The organism is Kitasatospora sp. NPDC059747 (genome assembly GCF_042732955.1).
Lineage (GTDB): Bacteria > Actinomycetota > Actinomycetes > Streptomycetales > Streptomycetaceae > Kitasatospora.
In genome coordinates this window covers 113,695-132,696 of sequence record NZ_JBHWGV010000006.1, presented here as the reverse complement: position 1 = coordinate 132,696, position 19,002 = coordinate 113,695, and the positions used below count along the sequence as shown (strand labels likewise).

Below are 19,002 nucleotides of genomic sequence, written 5' to 3'. Positions count from 1 at the left end.
CACCTTTTTGACGGAGGGTCAGTAGCAGCGGCTGTGCCGCGAGCACCAGGAGTGGAGGGGGCGGGGCCTGGGCGGGCAGTGACCGCCGGTCAGGCCGGCGCGGTAGAGGCCGTACGCGATCCGGCGCTGCGCCGCGGCCTCCAGTTCGTCCCGCAGCGGTCCGTCGCGCAGCACGGCGGCCGGGCCGAGCAGTTCCTCGACGACGGCGAGGGCCCCGGCGGTGTCGCCGTGGTCCAGGAGTTCACGGACGCCGTCGAGCCCGGCCGGGCTCCTGTGGGTGAGGTCGATCGCCCGCAAGCACGGCAGGGGCGGGCCCCCGAGGCCGACGAGCAGCTCCTCGCGGCGGAGCTCCTCGGGGTCGTGGTCGAGCGCGGCCAACACCCCGTCCACCAGCCCGATCCGGTGCCGGGAGCCCCGGCAGTCGACGAACCGCGGCCCGTCGGGGGGCCGCATCCGGGCCGCCGGGACGTGACCGGCCACCAGGGCGGCGGCCACCAGCGGGTGCAACCGGTCGGGCTCGACGAGCCCGGCGCGCAGCAGTTCCACGTCCGGCGGGATCCACGTCGCCGCGTCGGGCAGCACCGGCAGCCCGTCCGTCACGCCGGGCGCGGGCGTGCCGTCGACGCCGAGGACGAGCCGGTGGCGGCCCCCGAGCCGGACGGCGACGGGGCCCGCGGGCAGCCCGTCGGCCGCCAGCAGGACGCGCGCCTCCGCCGCCCAGCGGTCGACGGCGCACGGCAGGCCCGGCGGCACGGCCGGATGCACCGGCTGCGCCGCGCCGTCGCCGCCGCGCGCGCCCAACTCGCCTGCGCGGTCGGCGTCCCAGAGGTGCCGGTGCAGGTCGAGCCGGTAGCGGCGGCTCGGCCGCGGATGCGGATGCGCGCCCGCGTCCGCGCCGTCGGACCACAGCGCGAGACTGATCCGCTGGCCGCCGTCCGCCCACGCGGGCGGGGTGCGGACCACCAGGTGCACGGGGCTCCGCCCGTCGCGCCCGGTGCCGGCGTACCGGGCGAGCGGGACGGTCAGGCCGGCCCGCAGCAGCCCGTCCGGAGCGGTCCTGGGCAGGTGCCAGCGCAGCAGGTCGGGCGCCAACCTACGGAGGTCGGCGCGGAGTTGCTCGACGAACGCGCGGCCGTGGGCACGGGCGGCGGTCTTGAGGTCGAGGTCGACGTCGAGCCGCGCGGCGGCGCACGCCCCGGCCCAGTCGCCGGTGCGGCGGCGGGCGGTCGCGGACTCGATCATGGTGGGCGGCACGGCGAACTCGCGCACGCGCAGCCAGCGGAGGAGACGGGGATCCCGGTTCGCGGAGTGAGTGGCCATCAGCACTCACCTTGCGCGGACGGGACCTCCATCCTGAGAGAGGAGAGAGTCGTCATCGCCGGGGAGCATAGCCGCACGGCCGCCGATCCGCCAACGCCTTCCCCGGGAAAACCCGTTCACAGCTCTACGAGCACCTTGCCCCGGCTGGCCGCCCGGTCCGTGTACAGGCTCCGGTAGGCGGCCGGGATGCTGTCGAAGCCGCGGTGCACGGTCTGCTCGTAGGCGATCTCGCCCCGGCGCACCAGGCCGCCCACCTCCTCCCGCAGGCCCGCCCAGTTCTCGTCGGTGAACCACTCCGGCGCGAAGATCCCGCGGATCGTCGTCCGCGGGAACATGATCATCGGCAGCAGCCGCGGCCCGGTCCAGTCCCCGCCGACCTGGCTGGCCCACTGCCAGCACACCGCGACCCGGCTGTCGATGTTCAGCATCGTGAACACGACGTCGGTCAGCGTCCCGCCGAGGTTGTCGAAGTACCGGTCGACGCCGGCCGGCGCCGCCTTGGCCAGGTCCTCGCGCAGCCGCTCGGGGTCGTCCCCGTCGCGGTACAGCACGACCGCGTCGAAGCCGAGCCCGCTCAGCCGGGCCACCTTGGCGGGCGAGCCGGTCGTGCCCACCACCCGGGCGCCGCGCAGCCGCGCCAGCTGGCCGACCAGCGAGCCGACCGAGCCGGACGCGCCGCCGACCACGACGGTGTCCCCGGGCCGGACGTCCAGGAACTTCGTCACCGTCGCCCACGCCGTCATGCCCGAGCCGCCCAGCACACCGAGCACCGTCGACAGCGGCAGCGCCTCGTCGTAGTGCGCGGGGTCGAGCAGCCGGTACTCGGGGAAGACCATCGGGAACGTCCCGGTCTGCCACGGCGTCGCGGCGCCCGTCCCGATGACGTGGCTGCGCCAGCCGCCGAAGCCGTGCACCAGGTCGCCGACGGCGAACCGCGCCCGCGGCCCCGCCTCGACCACCTCCATGACGGAGTCGCCGCCCGCGTGGTCGCCGATGGGCGTGTCCAGGGTGATCCCCTGGAGGTACGGGTCCACCGAGACGTACCGGGTGCGGAACAGCATCTCGTCCGGGGCCAGCCGGACCTCGACGTCCTCGACCACCTTCTCGTACGTCCGCTCGACGTCCGGTACGCCCTCGACGTGCTCGCGGACGATCCACTTCTCGATCCGAACCACAGGTGTGCTCCTCAGAACTCAGAACCGACCGAAGAACTCAGAACCGACCGACACGGTCGACGAGATGGGTGGGCGGCGGGGCGATGTCGTCCACCGAAGCGGTGAACGGGCGGCCCTCGTCGTGGCAGATGAACTGCATGACGTGCCGGCCGGAGGCGGCGGCCCGGATCAGGCCGCCGGTGGTGGCCCACACCCCGGAGAGGTAGAAGTCGCGCAGGCCGGGCAGCACCGGGCCGTTGCGCTTGATCTCCTCCTCCATGGTCTCGCCGCTCTCCACGAAGGGCTGCCAGCCGAGCACCGAGCCGTCGTAGTTGCCGGTGTAGCGCAGCTGGGTCAGCGGGGTCGACACGTCCTTGACGGTGATCGCGGACCGGATGCCGGGGTGGTGGCGTTCGAGCAGCTCGATGACGGCGTCGCGCACCCGCCGCTTCTCCCGCTGGTACTCCCGGCCGCGCCCGACCGGCAGGGTGTGCAGCTCCTCGCCGCGGCGGATCCGGGCGGCCTGCTCGGGGCCGGTGCTCAGCGCCCGCCAGGGGGCGATGTCGCTGAAGTAGCTCGCGAACACGACGCCGGTGCCGGCCGGGGAGAGCTCCGGGTAGTGGCGGCTGCGGAACTGGATGTTGATGCTCGGGTGCCGGATCCCGGTGAGCCGCCCGGCGAGGTCCTCGTCGAGCAGGTACGTCGTGCACGGGTCGCCGACCGGGAACGGCTCGCGCAGGCCGAGGAAGACGGCGACGTAGCCGGGGAAGACCTGGTCCCGCTGGTCGATGCACTCGGTGTACAGGCGGCGGTACGTGTCGTTCAGGTAGCGGCCCTTGAGCAGGTCCATCACCGTCGCCCGGCCGTCGCAGGCCGACACCACGACGTCCGCCGGGATCTCGGTGCCGTCGCTCAGCCGCACCCCCACCGCGCGGTCGTCCTCGACGAGGATCTCCACCACCTTGGTGTTGCACAGCAGTTCGCCACCGAGCCGCCGGTAACGGTCCTCGATCGAGCGCGCCAGCCCGAGCGAACCTCCCTCCGGCACCCCGGCCGACAGGCCCTCGTGGGCGGCCAGCTGGAAGTAGAACGGCAGCACCGGGAAGTTGGGGTGCTTCTCGTAGAGGATGAAGTTGAACGCCTCGCGCAGCAAGGGGTCCTGGAAGCGCTGAGAGTAGTCCGTCATGAGGACGCCGAGCGAGCGGCGGATGAGGTTGAAGTACGGGACGAACGACGCCAGCATCCGGTACCGCGCCCAGCGGCTCATCAGCCCGACCGGGCTGAGGAACGGGTAGAGCGTGAGGCAGCGGCGGAACCGGCGCAGGTCCCCGCAGAACTGCCTGATCGGGCGGGCGTCGGCCGGCGAGAGGCCGAGCAGGTGCGCCTCCAGCCGGTCCGGGTCGGAGTAGAAGTAGACCGCCCGGCCGTCCCGCCCGCGCACGACGTTGAAGGCGTCGAAGTTGCGCATCCGCTTGCCCTGGAGGGCGCCCAGCTCCAGCCAGATCTGGTGCATCTCGTTGCCCGGACCGCTGCCGAGCAGCCAGCTGATGGTGGGGTCGAACGTGAAGTCGCCGCGCTCCCAGCCGGTGCAGCAGCCGCCGGGGATCTCGTGCATCTCCAGCACCTTGGTGCGGTAGCCGTTCATCTGGCCGTAGCAACCGGTGGACAGGCCGCTGAGGCCGCCTCCGACGATCACCATGTCCGGCCTGGTCGTCGAACTCATTCCGCCGCTCCCACGGTCGTCTCCACGGCCCCGAGGTCCGCCCGGCCGAGCCGCGGCACCCGGCCCCACTTGCCGGGGTGCCAGGGCTCCTGGTCGTCGCTGGGCCAGGCCCGGAACTCCAGGCCGAGTTCCCGGCAGAGGTACTGGACGGCGAACCGCCCGCTGGTGGCCGCCCGGATCAGGCCGCCCATGCCGACCCACTGGCCCGCCATCGAGAAGCCGCTCAGCCCCGGCAGCCGCATGCGGTCCTTGTTGACCAGCCGGTTGGCGGCGTCCTCGGCGTCGGAGAACGCCTGCCAGGCGAGGATGCTGCCGTAGGTGTTGCCGGTGAACCGCTCGGTCGTGACGGGCGAGGCCACGGTGAGCAGCTCGATCCGGCCCGCCAGCCCCGGGTGCGTCCGCTCCAGGAACTCCCGGACGAAGTCGGCGACTTCCTGCTTCCTCGCGCGGTACGCCCGGCGGTCGGCCGCGCGGAGCGCCTTCCACGAGGCGTGGTCGCTGAAGTACATGCAGTGCAGGATCGACTTGCCCGGCGGCGCGAACCCGTCGCCGTAGCGCGAACGCAGCTGCACCACGAGGCTGTCCTGGAGCGCGCCGGGCAGCCGGGCGCCCTCCTCGGGGGTGAGCAGGTACGTCGTGCTGTGCGCCCCGCCGGGCGGCAGCGGGCCGTCGACGCCGACGAAGACCGAGACGGCGGCCGGGTACAAGTTGCCCGGGCTGTCGAGGAGTTCGTGGTAGAGCCGGTCCGCCGTCGGGCTCGTCCAGCGGCCCTCCAGCAGGCGGTCGACGGTGGTCGGGCCGTCGCACGCGGACACCACGTGGTCGGCGTAGTGCGTGCTGCCGTCCCGCAGCCGCACCCCGACCGCCCGGCCGTCCTCGACCAGGATCCGCTCGACCCGGCGGCGGTAGCCGACCACCCCGCCGAGCGAGGTGTAGCGCTCCTCCACCGAGCGGGCCAGCCCGAGCGAACCGCCCTGCGGGAAACCGGCGTTGCCGTTGTGCGCGGCGGCCAGCGTGTACAGGTACGGCAGCAGCGGGAAGCCGGCCGGCTCCTGGAGGAACATGTTGGGCAGGGCCCGCCGGAGCAGCGGGTCCTGGAAGCGGTCGGCGAAGCCCCGCATCGGGGTGGTCGCGGTGCGCCAGAACAGCCGGAACGCGGGCAGGACGGCGCGCGCGGTGCGCAGGCGCTGGGCCGCCGTCCGCAGTGGCGGGGGCGTCACCTCCCAGGGCAGGTCGAGCGCGGCGAAGCGGCGGAAGTCCTTGCAGAAGGAGCGGATCAGCGGCGCGTCGGCCGGGGAGGTCTCCAGCAGGTGCCGTTCGAGCCGGTCGGGGTCGTTGTAGAAGGTGACGGCCCGGCCGTGCTCGTCGACGACGCGGTTGAAGACGTCGAACTCGGTCACCGACTTGCCGTCCAGCGCGCCGAGTTCGCGCCACACCTGGTGACCGCCGGCGCCCGGTGCGGTGCCGATCAGCCAGTCGATGCAGTAGTCGAAGAGGTAGCCGTCGCGGGACCATGCGGTGCAGCAGCCGCCGGGCAGCACGTGCTTCTCGAAGATGCGCGTCTCCATGCCGCTCATCTGCGCGTAGCAGCCGGTGGCGAGGCCCGCGATGCCCGCGCCGATGACGATCACCCGGGGCGGGCCGCCGGGAGGGCGCTCCCGGGCGGTCCAGTCCTGGCCGCGGTCAGGCGTGGCCATCGGCGCCGCCTCCGGCCAGGATCGTGCCCGCCAACTCGGCGTTCCGGGCGGCGAATTCGCCGTCCATCATCTCGGCGTGGGTGCCGTGCCCGCCGAGCACCGCGGTGCCCGCGGTGGAGGCGCCCTGCCAGGAGCCACCCGACCCGCCCGTGTGGAGGACCACCTGCTCGCGGTCGCAGACCACGGTGAGCGGAGCGACGACGGTGCCGGTGTTGGGTGTTCGGCTGCAGAACTCCAGGTAGTCCCGGGCCTGTTCGAGGGTCTCCTGGGCGACGATCGTCGACCCGGTGTGCCGATGCAGGTGCTCGCGGAGCTCCCGCTCGAACGCGGCGAGGTGCTCCTCGCCGAGCGCGTAGGCCTCCGTGATCCGGTAGGAGTCCAGGACGACGACGGCGCTCACCGCGCGGCCGCGCCGCTCCAGCTCCTTGGCCACCTCGAAGGCGAGGTTGCCGCCGAGCGAGTAGCCGAGCAGGGCGTACGGGCCGTCCTCGTGCAGCGCCTCGACGAGGTCCGCGTACCGGGCCGCCTTGTCCTCCCCGGAGAGGTAGTTGAAGGCGGCGATCCGGTGGCCGGGCAGGTGCGCGGCGAGCTGGCGGTAGACCAGGCCGTGCCCGCCGGCGGGCGGGAAGCAGAACACCGTCCGCTCGGGCGGCGCGTCCCGGTTGAACCACAAGTGGGGCTCGCCGCCCGCCGCCTCGCCGGTGATGATCTGCTCGACGGCGCGCGCCATGCCGTGCAGGGTGGTGACCGCGAAGAGCCGGCCGACCGGGACGGCGATGTTGAACTCGGTCCGCAGGTGGTGGATGAGCTCGATCAACCGGATGGAGCTGCCGCCGAGTTCGAAGAAGTCGTCCTGCAGGCCGACCCCGTCCACCCCGAGCAGCGCCTCCCAGTGGGCGGCCATCCGGGTCTCGTAGAGCGTGACCGGGGGCTCGTGCCGGTCGCCGCCGGCCTCGACGCGCGGTTCCGGCAGCGCGGCGAGGTCGACCTTGCCGCTCGACGTCAGTGGCAGGGCGGGCAGTTCGGTGAACCAGGACGGGATCATGAAGGTGGGAAGCCGCTCGGACAGGTGGCGCCGCAGCTCGCCGCGGTCCAGTACGGAACCCTCCGCCGGGACGCAGTACGCGCACAGGACGGCCTCGCCCGCCACGTCCTGACGGATCGTCACGCACACCTGCGCCAGTTCCGGCCGGTCGGCCAACTGGGCCTCGACCTCGCCGAGTTCGATCCGGTGGCCGCGCACCTTCACCTGGTTGTCGATCCGGCCGAGCAGGTGCGCGGTGCCCCCGGCGTCCCAGTGGCCGAGGTCGCCGGTGCGGTAGAGCCGGACCGGCCCGTCCAGGTCGAGGGTGGTGAAGCGCTCGGCGGTCTGCCCGGGGTCGTTCGGGTACCCGTCGGCCACGCCCGCGCCGCCGATCCACAGTTCGCCGGGGACGCCCGGCGGCACCGGCTCGCCGTGGCGGTCGAGGATGTAGAGCGCGCTGTTGGGGAACGGCCGCCCGATGGGCACCAGCCGGCCCGGCTCCAGGGCGTCCACCGGCCCCTCGAAGTAGGTGCTGTCCACGGTGGCCTCGGTCAGGCCGTAGGAGTTGACCACCCGGGTCCGCGGGCCGCACAGGGCGCTCAGCCGGGCGTGCTCGCCGGCCTTCCAGAGGTCGGAGCCGACGACCAGCAGCCGCAGGAAGTCCAGCCGCAGGCCCTCGCGTTCGCAGTGGGCGAGCAGGGCGCGGGCGACCGCCGGGACGAACTCACCGCCGTCGACGGCCTCTTCGCGCATCGTCCGGTACAGCCGGGCGGGGTCGAAGAGCAGCTCCCGGTCGACCAGGACGAGCGTGCCGCCCGAGCCGAGCGCCCGGGCGAGGTCGCCGGTGAAGACGTCGAAGGAGACGCCGGCCATCTGCAGGTGCACCCGGACGTCGGTGTCCAGCCGGTACTCGGCCCGCCAGCCCGCGGCGACCGCGGCGAGGCTGCGGTGGGCCACCCGGACGGCCTTCGGGCGGCCGGTCGAGCCGGAGGTGTGGATCACGTACGCGGGCCGGTCCGGGTCGGTGCCGGGCAGCGGGGCGTCCTCGGCCGCCGGCCCCGCCAGGTCCTCCAGGGTCACCAGCGGGACGGGCAGCCCCGCCGGGGCCGGGAGCTCCTGGTCGACGACGACGAGGACGGCGCCCGCGTCGGCGACCTGGTAGGCGAGGCGGTCGGCCGGGTGCCCGGGGTCGAGCGGCAGGTAGGCGGCGCCCGCCCGCCAGACCGCGAGCAGCGTGCCGATCAGCTCGGGCGACTTGGCCAGGCAGACCGCCACCACCGAGCCCTCCCGCACGCCGAGTTCGCGCAGCCGCAGGGCGGCCCGCTGGGAGCGGTGGTCGAGCTCCGCGTAGGTGAGCCGCCGCGCCTCGGCTGGCCCCGTGCGGCCGGGCGCCACCACGGCGACGGCCTCGGGGTGTTCGGCGGCGGCCTTGGCGAACAGGTCGGGCAGCGGCACGTCGTGGTCCAGGACGCGTCCGGCGCCGCTGAACTCGGTGAGCACGAGCCGCCGTTCGTCCGCGCCGAGCATCGGCAGCCGGTCGGTGGGCCGCTCGGCGGCGGCGCGCGTCATGGCGTCCACGAGGTTGCGGTAGTGCCCGGCCATCCGCTCGACGGTCGGGGCGTCGAAGAGGTCGGAGTTGTACTTGAACACGCAGTGGAAGCAGCCGTCCGCCGCCTCCTCGTAGGCGGAGAGCGTCAGGTCGAACTGGCCTTCTTCCTCAGGAAGTTCGATGTAGTCGAGGCGGTAGCCGTCGCGCTCGACGGCGACCTTGTGGGTGAGCAGGATGAACATCGCCTGGAACACCGCCGAGCGGCTGGGGTCGTGCTGGAGCCCCAACTGCTCGACCAGCAGCACGAACGGGTACTCCTGGTTGTCCAGCCCGCCGAGCACCGTCTCCCGGACCCGCCCCAGCAGCTCGGCGACCGTCGGCTCCCCGGCCAGGCTCACGTGCAGCGGCAGCGGGTTGACGAAGTACCCGTAGACGGAGGCGAATTCCTCTTGCGTGCGCCCGGTCACCGGGCTGCCGACGATGATGTCCTCCTGCCCGGACCAGCGGTTCAGCAGCAGGTAGTAGGCGCTCAGCAGGACCATGAACGGCGTGGCGTTGTGCGCGCGGGCCAGCTCGTGCACACGCGCACTGAGCTCGGCGTCCAGCTGGAAGAAGACCGACGCGCCGTTGTGCGTCTGCACGGCCGGCCGCGGCCGGTCGGTGGGCAGGCTGAGGATCGGCACCTCGGCGGGCAGGTGGCCGCGCCAGTAGTCGAGCATCCGGCGGGCCTCGGGACCGGCCAGGAAGCGGTTCTGGTGGTTGAGGAAGTCGAGGTAGCGGGCGGGCACCGGCGGCAGCTCGGGCGTGCGGCCCGCCGTCAGCGCCTCGTAGACCTCGAACAGCTCCTCGATGAAGGTGAACGTCGAGATCGCGTCCGACACGATGTGGTGGACGGCCTTCATCAGCACCCAGTGCTCCGGCCCGCGCCGGAACATCCGCAGCCGCACCAGCGGGTCGCGCTCCAGGTCGTACGGCTTGCGGTACTCCGCGACGATCAGGTCCCGGACCTCCGCCCAGGGCCGGCCCTCGACGTCGACCAGTGCCGTGTCGACGACGGCCTCGTCCCGGATCCGCTGCACCGGGCGGCCCTCCTCCGCGGTGAAGGCGGCGCGCAGCGCGGGATGGCGGGCGACGACGGCGCGGAAGGCCTCGGCGAACAGGCCGGGGTCGATCGCGGTGCGGACCTCGACGGCGCCGCCGATGTTGTAGGCGAAGCCGTCGGGGTGGAGCTGCTTGAGGAACCAGAGCGCCTTCTGGTTGTGGGTGAGCGGGTAGCACCGCTCGTCGGTGTGCAGGTCGACGGCCGCGCGCGCGGCCGTGCCGTCGTCGGCGGCCAGGGCGGCGAGGCCGTCGTGCAGGAGGTCCAGCAGTTCGCCGGCCGGGCCGTTGCTCAGCAGGGCCACCACCGGCAGCGCGACGCCGAGTTCGCCGAGGACGCGGGCGCGCAGCTCCATGGCGAGCAGCGAGTCCAGGCCGTGCGCGCCGAGCCGGGTGTCCTCGTCGATCCGCTCGGCGCCGATCCGCAGCACCGCGGCGACGGCGGCGGCGAAGCGCTCGGCGACCAAGGCATGGCGGCCCGCCGGGTCGGCGGCGCGGAAGGCGGCCAGGAGGCCGCCGGTCTCGGCCTGGGCGGGTTCGGCGGCGTCGGCCGCCAGGTCGGCGACGAGCGGCGGCGGCGCGGGGTACCAGGCGAGGAAGACCGGCCAGTCGACGACGGTCGCGACGAGCAGCTGGGCCCGGTCCTGCCCGATCACCCGTTCCAGGACGGCGGTGCCGGCCTCGGGCGGGAGCGAGCTCATGCCGCGGGCGTCCCGGTAGTGGGCGACGAGGCCGAGCTCCTCGATCATGCCGGTGGCCCACGGGCCCCAGTCGAGGCTGATCGCGGGCAGGCCGTCGGCGCGGCGGTGGTGGGCGAGCGCGTCGAGGAAGGCGTTGCCCGCCGCGTAGTTGGTCTGTCCGGCGGTGGTGAGCAGGGAGGCGACGGAGGCGAACAGCACGAAGTGGTCGAGCGGTTCGTCGCGGAGCAGCCGGTGCAGGAGGTGGCCGCCGGCCACCTTGGGCAGGTAGCCGGCGTCGAAGGCCGCGCGGTCCATCTGCGGGAGCAGGGTGTCGCGGACCTGTCCGGCGAGGTGGAACGCGCCCCGGACGGGCGGGAGTTGGCGGTCCCGGTAGTCGGCGAGCCAGGCGCCGAGGGCGGTCTCGTCGGTGACGTCCACCGGCGCCACGAGGGCCTCGGCACCGAGTGCCTCCAGCTCGCGCAGGAAGGCGATGCGGGCACCGGCCGGGCTGTCGGGGTCGGTGTGCCGCCACTGGTCGCGCCCGGGCAGGGCGGTGCGGCCGAGCAGAATCAGCCGCCGGGCGCCGCGCCGCACGAGGGTGCGGCACAGCAGCCGGCCGAGGGCGCCGAACGCCCCGGTGACGAGGTAGCTGCCGTCGGGCCGCAGGCTCAGCGGCAGCGGCTTGGTGAGCCCCTCGGCGGGGCGCAGCCGGCTGGTGAGGCGGCGGCCGCCGCGCAGGGCGATCTCCTGCTCGCCGTGCGCGGCCGACGCGGTCAGTTCGCGCAGCAGCGCGTCGACCTCGTCGAGCAGGTCCGTGGGGGCGTCGAGGCCGATCGGCCTTCCGCGCCCGGTGGCGCCGTCCAGGTCGATCAACGTGCCGCGCTGGGCGACGAGTTCCTGTTGCCACAGCACCCGGCCGAGGCCCCACGCGGGGGCGCCGAGCGGTTCGACGCGGTCGTCGGGGCCGGTGGCCTGGGTGCCGCGGGTGACGATGTGCAGCCGTCCGTCCGGTCGCGCGTCGGGCAGGGCCTGGGCGAGGGCGACGAGCGAGTAGGTGCCGAGGCCGGCCAGGCGGTCGAGGTCGGTGTGGAGGGAGTCGTCCAGGCGGGGCTGGTCGAGGTTCCAGAGGTGGGCGACCGTACGGAACGCGGGGTCGAGGTCGGCGAGGAGGCGGGTGAAGTCCTCGGCCGCCCCAGGGCGGACGGTGGAGCCTTCGGGGGTGTGCCGGTAGCCGTCGCCGGGCCGCACGAGGTGGCAGCGGATGCCGCGCTCCCCCGCCCGGGCGGCCAGGCGTTCGGCGAGGCCGCCCGCGTCGGCGAGCAGGACGAGGCCTCCGGCGTCGGTCTCCTCGGACTCCCCGGCCTCCTCGGGCCCCTGCACCTCCTCGGACTCCTGTGCCTCCACCCAGGCGAGTTCGGTGAGCCAGCCGTCGATGGTGGCGAGGCCGACGGAGGAGGCGGCGCGGGCGACGTCGGCGACGCGGAAGCCGGTGATCCGGCCGAGCGGGGCACCGTCCTCGGCGTACACGGCGAGGTCGCCGAGGAGCTCGTCCCCGGTGTCGCGGGTGACGGTCGCGTGGGCCCAGACCGGCTGGTCGCCGACCGGGCCGAGGCGCACCTCGCCGATCGACACCGGCAGCCGCACGCCGTCGCCGTCGCTCTGGAGCACCTGGGCGGCGAGGAGCGTCTGGAAGCACGCGTCGAGCAGCACCGGGTGCACGTGGTGGCCGGCGGCGTCCTCGACCGTGGGGCTGATCCGGGCGAGCGCCTCGCCGGGTGCCGTCCACACCTCGTCGACGGCCTGGAAGGCGGGGCCGTAGTGGTAGCCCCGGGCGGCCAGCGCGCGGTAGCAGTCGGCCTTCCCGTGACGGGTGCCGCGCGCGCGGACGGCGTCGGCGTCGAGCGCGGGCCCGTGGGCACGGCGCTGGCCGGTGCGGATCCGGCCGCTCGCGTGCACCACCGGGTCGGCGCCGGCGGGCAGCGACGCGACGCCGAACCGGCCGTCGTCCGGAAGGAAGGAGAACTGCGCCCTGGTGGGCTCCGCGTCGGAGAGCACCAGCGCCCGGGCGAGGTCGACGTCGGCGAGCACCGCGTCCGTCCCGCCGGTCAGCGTCCGGACGGCCTGGGCGGCCATCTCCAGGTAGCCCGCGGCCGGGAACACCGCGCTGCCCTCGATGCGGTGATCGGACAGGTACGGCAGCTTCTCGACGTCGAGCGCGATCTCCCAGGTCGGTTGCGCGGCGGCGGTCCGGCGGCCGAGCAGCGGGTGGTCCGACTCGCCGCGCCGGACCTGCTCGACCGGCTTCGGCTCGGCCCAGTACCGGTCGCGCCGCCACGGGTAGCAGGGCAGCGGCACCGCGCGGCCGGCCGGGTGGAGGGCCGGCCAGGACGGCTCCACCCCGAGGGTGTGCAGCTCGGCGAGGGTGCGGGCGACGCGCTCGGGCTCGTCCTCGCGGCGACGGACGGAGGGCAGCGCGCGGACGTCCGGGTCGCGGTCCGCCAGGCACTCGCGGATCGCGTGGCCGAGCACCGGGTGCGGGCCGACCTCCAGGTACAGCCCGTACCCGTCCTCGGCCATCAGCTCGACGGCGGCCCTGAAGCGCACCGGGTGGCGGACGTTGCGCCACCAGTACGCGGCGTCCAGCTCGGGCCCGAGGGCGCGGCCCTCGTCGGCGGTCAGGTAGAGCGGGACCTGCGCCGCGCGCGGCTTGATGCCCGCGAGCGCCGTCAGCAGCTCCTCGCGGATCGGGTCCATCCGCACGCTGTGGTAGGGGACTTCGACGTCCAGGAACTTCGCGAACACCCGCTCCTGCCGCAGTTCCTCGGCGAGGGCGCCGAGCGCGTCGGCGTCGCCCGCGAGGGTAACCGCGCTCGGTCCGTTCACGGCCGCCAGCGACACCCGCTCGCGGTGCGGGCGGATCCGGCGCTCCGCGTCGGCCTCCGGCAGGCCGACGGCGAGCATCGTGCCCGTCCCGGCGAGGCGGTGCTGGAGGCGGCTGCGGTGCAGCACCACCGTGACGGCGTCGGCCAGGTCGTACACCCCGGCCTCGTGGAACGCGGCGACCTCGCCGGTGCTGTGCCCGACGACCGCGTCCGGCCGCAGGCCGCGGCTCCGCCACAGCGCCGAAAGACCGACCTGGAGAGCGAAGTTGGCGGTCTGCGCGAGCCAGGTCTCGGCCATCCGCGACTCGCCCTCGCCGCGGGCGAGTTCGTCGAGCAGCGACCACCCGGCCTGCGCGCGGATCTCCCGGTCGCACGCGTCGACCGCCTCGCGGTAGACCGGCTCGCTCGCGTACAGCCCGCGGCCCATCGCCCACCACTGCGGCCCCATGCCGGTGAACACCCAGGCCAGCCGGCGCTGTCGGCGCTCGCGGGCCCGCCCCTGGACCACCCGGGGGTGCGGTTCGCCGCGCTCGTACGCGGCCAGCGCCTCGTCCAGGGACTCCCGGGAGGCGTACGCGACGGCGAGGCGCTCGGGCAGGTGCTCGCGCCGGTGCGCGAGGGTGTGCGCGAGGTCCACGAGGTCCGTGCCGTCGGCGAGTTCACGGCGGATGCCGGCGGCCAGCTCGGGCAGTGCGGCCGCGTCGCGGGCGCTCAGCGGTAGCACCGTGGACGCCGGCGCGGGCAGTGCCGCGGGATCCGGGGCGACGGGCTCGCGCGGCGGCGGCTCCTCCAGCAGGACGTGCGCGTTGGTGCCGCCGAAGCCGAAGGAGTTGACCCCCGCCCGCGCCGGCCCCTCGTGCTCGGGCCAGTCGACGGCGGTGCGCGGGATCTCGAACGGCAGCGCGTCGAGGTCGATGTCGGGGTTCGGCCGCTCCAGGTTGATGTGCGGCGGGATCCGCCGGTGCTCGAGCGCCAGCGCCGTCTTGATCAGCCCGGCCACTCCGGCGGCGGACTCGGCGTGCCCGATGTTGGTCTTGACCGAGCCGACGTAGCAGCGTTCCCCCGGCCGCCGCCCGACCGCGAGCACCCGGCCGAGCGCATTGGCCTCGATCGGGTCGCCGACCGGGGTCGAGGTGCCGTGCGCCTCGACGTACTGCAGGCCGCCGGGCCGCACCCCGGCCTCGGCGCACACCCGCTCGATCAGCGTGACCTGGGCGTCCGCCCGCGGCACGGTGATGCCGTTGGTGCGGCCGTCCTGGTTGACGCCGCTGCCGATGATCACCGCGTGCACCGGGTCGCCGTCGCGCAGCGCGTCCGACAGCCGGCGGAGCACCACCACGCCGACGCCCTCGGCCCGCACGTACCCGTCGGCGGCGGCGTCGAAGGCCCGCGAGCGGCCGTCCGCCGAGAGGAACCCGCCCTTCGTCTCGCCGATCGTGTACTGCGGCGCCATGTGCAGCAACGTGCCGCCGGCCAGGGCGAGTTCGGTCTCGCCGCGGAGCAGGCTCTGGCAGGCCAGGTGCACCGCGACCAGCGAGGAGCTGCACGCGGTGTCGATCGAGACGCTCGGGCCGCGGAAGTCGAAGCAGTGCGAGATCCGGTTCGACACCATCGTCATCATGGTGCCGGTGGCGGTGTGCGCGGCGAGCGTCTCGAAGCCGAGGTCGGCGAACTGGAGGATCTTGTAGTCCAGGGTGAACGCGCCGACGTACACCCCGACGTCCCGGCCCGCGAGCTCCGACGGCCGCTGCCCGCCGTCCTCCAGCGCCTCCCAGGTGACCTCCAGCAGCTTGCGCTGCTGCGGGTCCATGTAGGCGGCCTCGCGCGGGCTGATGGCGAAGAACTCCGGGTCGAAGGTGTCGAAGCCGTCGATGTACCCGCCCCGGCCGCCGATCAGCCGCCCCGGTTTGGCCCGGTCCCGGCTGCCCAGCGACGCGACGTCGTAGCGGTCGGCCGGCGTCGGGACGAGACAGTCCCGGCCCGCCAGCAGGTTGCGCCAGTACGACCGGTGGTCGTTGGCGTGGCCGGGCAGGCGGCAGCCGATCCCGGTGATCGCGATCCGTTCGCTGGGCACGTCGAGGGGCGAGGAGGTCATGGTCCAATCCGGGGGTTCGGTTCGCGTTCACGAATTCCCTGGACGGAGAAACTCGTTTCGACTGCGAACACGCGGTCCTATGGAAATCCGATTCCTAAGAAAATCCGATCACTACTGCCGGCGGGCACAGCGTGATTTATCACGCCTCGAATAATCCGGCAGAGACGGGTGGAAGCGGACATCTGACCCGACGGGCAATGGCGGACAGCACGTGCTCCCAGGCTTTTCGATGGCGGACGAACGGAAACGCCAGTGATGCTAGCCGGAGGCACCCACTACGAAGCTGATTCGACGTGCGGATTACACGAATGGCGGAATATTCCAGAGCGTCTTTGACGATCTTCTGGATCGATCGTGCACACCCCGGCAAAGCTGGTGGCAGACCCATTGGCCACGAACCCCGCCCACGGGGCCGCCGGAGGATCCATGTCCATCGATGAGCGCACGCTGATTCCCCTGCACCGCCGCAAGCCCGCCGCGCACGGCGCGCCCCGGCTCACCGCGCTGCCCAACGGCACGCCCGCCTGGCTGATCACCCGCTACCCCGACGTCCGGCAGGTGCTCACCGACCCGGCGTTCGGGCGGGCCGCGCTGTTCGCGCCGGACGCCCCGTCGCTCGGCTCCGTCTCCGGCCTGGAGGGCGACCCCGGCTTCATCAGCAACATCGACGGCCCGGAGCACCGGCAGCTGCGCGCCCTCATGCAGCAGGCCTTCACCCGCAAGGCCATCGACGCATGGACGCCCTGGCTGACCTCCGTGGTCGAGCGACTCGTCGACGACGTGGTCGACCAGGGCCCCCCGGCCGACCTGGTCGCCTCGCTGACCATGCCGCTGCCGGTCGACGTGATCAGCCGTCTGATGGGCGTGGAGGACGTCGACCGGCAGCGGCTGCGCCACTGGACCGACCACCTGTTCGCCGACCGCAGCCAACCCGTCGACGAAGTCCGGGCGGTGCTGGCCGAGTTCTACGCCTTCGCCGCCGAACTCCTGGACCGGCGGCGGCGCGAGCCCGGGGAGGATCTGGTCAGCCGCATGGTGGCGGCGGCCGACCAGCAGGGCGGCGTCTCCGAGGAGCGCATGGTCAAGCTGATCTGCGGGCTGATCGCCGGCGGCCACGAGACGACCGTCGCCACGCTCGGCAACTTCCTGGTCTACCTGCTCGACGAGCGCCCGGACGCCTGGCCCCGCCTCACCTCCGAGGATGCCGCCCAGGCGGCCGCCGACCGGCTGCTGCACACCATCCCGCTCGGCGACGGGCAGGGCGCCCTGCGCCGGTCCGTCCGGGAGACGGTGGTCGGCGGGGTGACGATCCCGGCCGGCGCGGTGGTGATCGTCGACCGGGCGAGCGCCAACCAGGACCCGGAGGTCTTCGCCACCGGCCTGGCCGGCGGACTCTTCGAACCGCTGGAGGCCACGACCCTGGCCTTCAGCGCCGGACCGCACCACTGCCTGGGAGCCTGGCTCTCCCGGCTCGAACTGCGCCTCGCCCTCCACCGCCTCGCCACCCGCCTCCCGGGCCTGCGGCTCGCCGAGCCCGTCGAGGCCATCGAGTGGCGCTGCGTGTTCTCCACCCGCAGCCCGCGCCGGCTCACGGTGACGTGGTGACGCCGGGCGGGCGACCGGGCGTCCGACCAGCCTTCAGCAGGCGCAGGAGATGCCCGAGCGCGGGGCCGTCAGGTCGTCGATCGGCCGCTGCTCGGTGCCGTTGTCGGTGTCGTACGCGAAGCCCTCGCGGGCCCAGTACTCGAAGCCGCCGAGCATCTCCTTCACCCGGTAGCCGAGCCGGGCGAAGGCGAGGGCGGCCCGGGTGGCGCCGTTGCAGCCGGGGCCCCAGCAGTAGGTGACGACGGTGGCCCCGCGGTCGACCAGCCGCGGGGCCAGCTCCGCGATGCGGGCGGTGGGCAGGTGCAGGGCGCCCGGGATGCGGCCCTGGGACCACGCCACCTCGCTGCGCGAGTCGACGACGACCAGGCCCGGGACACCGGCCACCAGGTCGGCGCGCACGTCCGAGACATCCGCTTCGAAGGTGAGGCGGGAGAGGAAGTGGGCGGCGGCGAGGGCCGGGTCGGCGGCGGGGACGGAGAGGACGGCGCTGGTCATCGGGGTTCTCCTGGGGTGGTGGCTCGGTGCGATGTGCTCATCCTGGCCCGCGCCCCGACCCGCCCACGAGTGTCGTGATCGCCTGTCTTCGTCAAGATCCCGCCAGCTCCCGATGGGCCGTGCCAGGGAGCTTTCAGAACCCCGCCAGCTCCGCGAGCCGGTGCGCCTCCACCGGCCGGTGTGCAGCCAATCGCTCGCGCAGGCCGCGCAGTTCGCGCCCGACCAGCGCCGGCAGGACCTCCTCCGGTGCCGCCTCCAGGGTGCGGCCGAGCAGCGCGACGGCAGTCTGCGGGTCGTGCGCGCACGCGTGACAGTCGGCGACCCGGACGGTGAACAGCAGCCGCGTGGACGGTAGTTGGGCAGGCCCGAGGAGGTGCAGCGCGCTCTCCGCGGCGGCCAGCGCGTGCCGGGCGAGCACCGGGTCGCCGACGGCGGCGGCAACATCCCGCAGGGCCGCAGCCGCGCCGGACTCGACCCGCATCCGCATGGAGGCGATGGAGAGCCACGGCGCGTCGGCCTCGTCGCGCGGCCCGATGTGGTCGAGGTGGAGCCGGGCGCGGCCGATGTGCCGGACGGTCTCGCGGACGTCGCCGGTCAGCGCGTGCGCCCTGGCCCGGCCGATCTGGCCCATCGCCGCCGCCCAGTGCCGCCCGGGCGCGACCCGGCCGGTCTCGCGGGCGTAGCCGAGGGCGGCCGCCGGATCGCCGTCGAGCCGGGCCAGGGTGCTCATGTCGCTGAGCGCGGCGACCTGGGTGGCCGTGTCGCCGGCGAGTTCGGCCCAGGTGAGCGCCCGGTCGAAGCAGGCCATGGCGGTCGCGTTGCGGCCGCCCTGCATGCGCAGCGCGCCGGCGGCGTGCGCGTACTCGGCGGCGAGGCGGGCCAGCGGGCGCCGCTGATCGGCGGAGGCGGACGCGGAGGCGAGCCGGGCGAGGACGGCGCGCAGGGTCCGCTCGACGGCGGCGGCGAGGCCGGGGTGGGCGGCGGTCTCGCCGGAGCGCAGCCGGGCGGCGAGGAGCCCGGTGAGGGCGTGTGCGGTGTCGGCGTCCAGGGGTGGCGGGGCGGCGGGGTCGGCCGCGCAGAACCCGGCGTGCAGGGCGGCGAGTTCGGCGGGTGCGGGCACGGCGCAGCCGTCGGCGCCGTGGAGGGGGCAGAGCAGTCCGTAGTCGGGCAGGCGGCGCGGCGGCGCGCACCACGGGGCTTGCGGGCCGCGCTCGTCGGGGTCGCCGGGCAGCGGCGGGCGGGTGAGGCCGGGGGCGAACGGCAGGACGGCGGCGTTGAGTTCGGCCTCCTCGGCCCGCGCGAGGGCGCCGCGCAGTTCGCCCCCGGCGGCGAGGAGGTCGTCGAGCCGGTCGGCGACGCGCGGGGTGACCCGGCGGGTGCCGTGCTCGATCTTGCTGACGGCGGTGTGGTCGTAGCCGATGCCGGCGCCGAGCTGGGCCTGGGTGAGTCCGGCCCGCCGCCGCCAGTGGCGCAGCCGGGCGCCGAACTCGCGCCAGGGCCCGTCCGGTTGGGGCGTCGACGGCTGGGGTGCGGACGGCCGGGCCGACGACGGCTGGGTCGTCGACGGCTGGGTCGTCGACGGCTGGGGCACGGCCACCCGGTTCCGGTGCACGGCTGCCTCCCGCGGTAGCGCTCCAACTCCGGCCCCCGGGACGTTCACGGACCGTCCGACGATGAGGA

8 protein-coding genes are annotated in these 19,002 nt (G+C 74.4%); 1 reads left to right on the top strand and 7 read right to left on the bottom strand.

Annotation, left to right across the window (positions count from 1 at the left end):
* Nucleotides 1-18: 18 nt before the first annotated feature.
* The 5 genes from ACFV4G_RS04690 to ACFV4G_RS04670 form a co-directional block, all read right to left on the bottom strand.
* Nucleotides 19-1,320, bottom strand: a complete 1,302-nt coding sequence (locus tag ACFV4G_RS04690; protein ID WP_380436432.1) for a hypothetical protein — start codon at nucleotides 1,318-1,320, stop codon at nucleotides 19-21.
* Between the two features lie 116 nt (nucleotides 1,321-1,436).
* The gene (locus ACFV4G_RS04685; protein WP_380436430.1) at nucleotides 1,437-2,495 is read right to left on the bottom strand and encodes an MDR family NADP-dependent oxidoreductase; all 1,059 of its coding nucleotides are present in this window, start codon (nucleotides 2,493-2,495) and stop codon (nucleotides 1,437-1,439) included.
* A gap of 37 nt (nucleotides 2,496-2,532) precedes the next feature.
* Nucleotides 2,533-4,173 (bottom strand): phytoene desaturase family protein, encoded by a 1,641-nt coding sequence (locus tag ACFV4G_RS04680; protein WP_380436460.1) that lies wholly within the window; start codon nucleotides 4,171-4,173, stop codon nucleotides 2,533-2,535.
* 20 nt (nucleotides 4,174-4,193) lie between these two features.
* Entirely contained in the window at nucleotides 4,194-5,894 is a 1,701-nt protein-coding gene (locus ACFV4G_RS04675) for a phytoene desaturase family protein (protein WP_380436428.1), read from the bottom strand.
* Nucleotides 5,881-15,222 (bottom strand): amino acid adenylation domain-containing protein, encoded by a 9,342-nt coding sequence (locus ACFV4G_RS04670; RefSeq protein WP_380436426.1) that lies wholly within the window; start codon nucleotides 15,220-15,222, stop codon nucleotides 5,881-5,883. The genes ACFV4G_RS04675 and ACFV4G_RS04670 overlap by 14 nt, the downstream gene beginning before the upstream one ends.
* A gap of 426 nt (nucleotides 15,223-15,648) precedes the next feature.
* Here ACFV4G_RS04670 and ACFV4G_RS04665 point away from each other — a divergent pair, with 426 nt between their 5' ends.
* The gene (locus ACFV4G_RS04665; protein ID WP_380436424.1) at nucleotides 15,649-16,827 is read left to right on the top strand and encodes a cytochrome P450; all 1,179 of its coding nucleotides are present in this window, start codon (nucleotides 15,649-15,651) and stop codon (nucleotides 16,825-16,827) included.
* 33 nt (nucleotides 16,828-16,860) lie between these two features.
* On the opposite strand, the gene ACFV4G_RS04660 is transcribed toward ACFV4G_RS04665, so the two are convergent.
* Nucleotides 16,861-17,322: a rhodanese-like domain-containing protein gene (locus ACFV4G_RS04660; RefSeq protein WP_380436422.1), complete on the bottom strand. Its 462-nt coding sequence runs from the start codon at nucleotides 17,320-17,322 to the stop codon at nucleotides 16,861-16,863.
* 133 nt (nucleotides 17,323-17,455) lie between these two features.
* Nucleotides 17,456-18,934, bottom strand: coding sequence for a helix-turn-helix domain-containing protein (locus ACFV4G_RS04655; RefSeq protein WP_380436420.1), 1,479 nt, complete (start codon nucleotides 18,932-18,934; stop codon nucleotides 17,456-17,458).
* Nucleotides 18,935-19,002 lie beyond the last annotated feature (68 nt).

Coding starts and splice junctions, on each gene's coding strand:
- ACFV4G_RS04690 (WP_380436432.1), bottom strand. CDS start 1,320: ATGGCCACTCACTCCGCGAACCGGGATCCCCGTCTCCTCCGCTGGCTG.
- ACFV4G_RS04680 (WP_380436460.1), bottom strand. CDS start 4,173: ATGGTGATCGTCGGAGGCGGCCTCAGCGGCCTGTCCACCGGTTGCTAC.
- ACFV4G_RS04675 (WP_380436428.1), bottom strand. CDS start 5,894: ATGGCCACGCCTGACCGCGGCCAGGACTGGACCGCCCGGGAGCGCCCT.
- ACFV4G_RS04670 (WP_380436426.1), bottom strand. CDS start 15,222: ATGACCTCCTCGCCCCTCGACGTGCCCAGCGAACGGATCGCGATCACC.
- ACFV4G_RS04665 (WP_380436424.1), top strand. CDS start 15,649: ATGTCCATCGATGAGCGCACGCTGATTCCCCTGCACCGCCGCAAGCCC.
- ACFV4G_RS04660 (WP_380436422.1), bottom strand. CDS start 17,322: ATGACCAGCGCCGTCCTCTCCGTCCCCGCCGCCGACCCGGCCCTCGCC.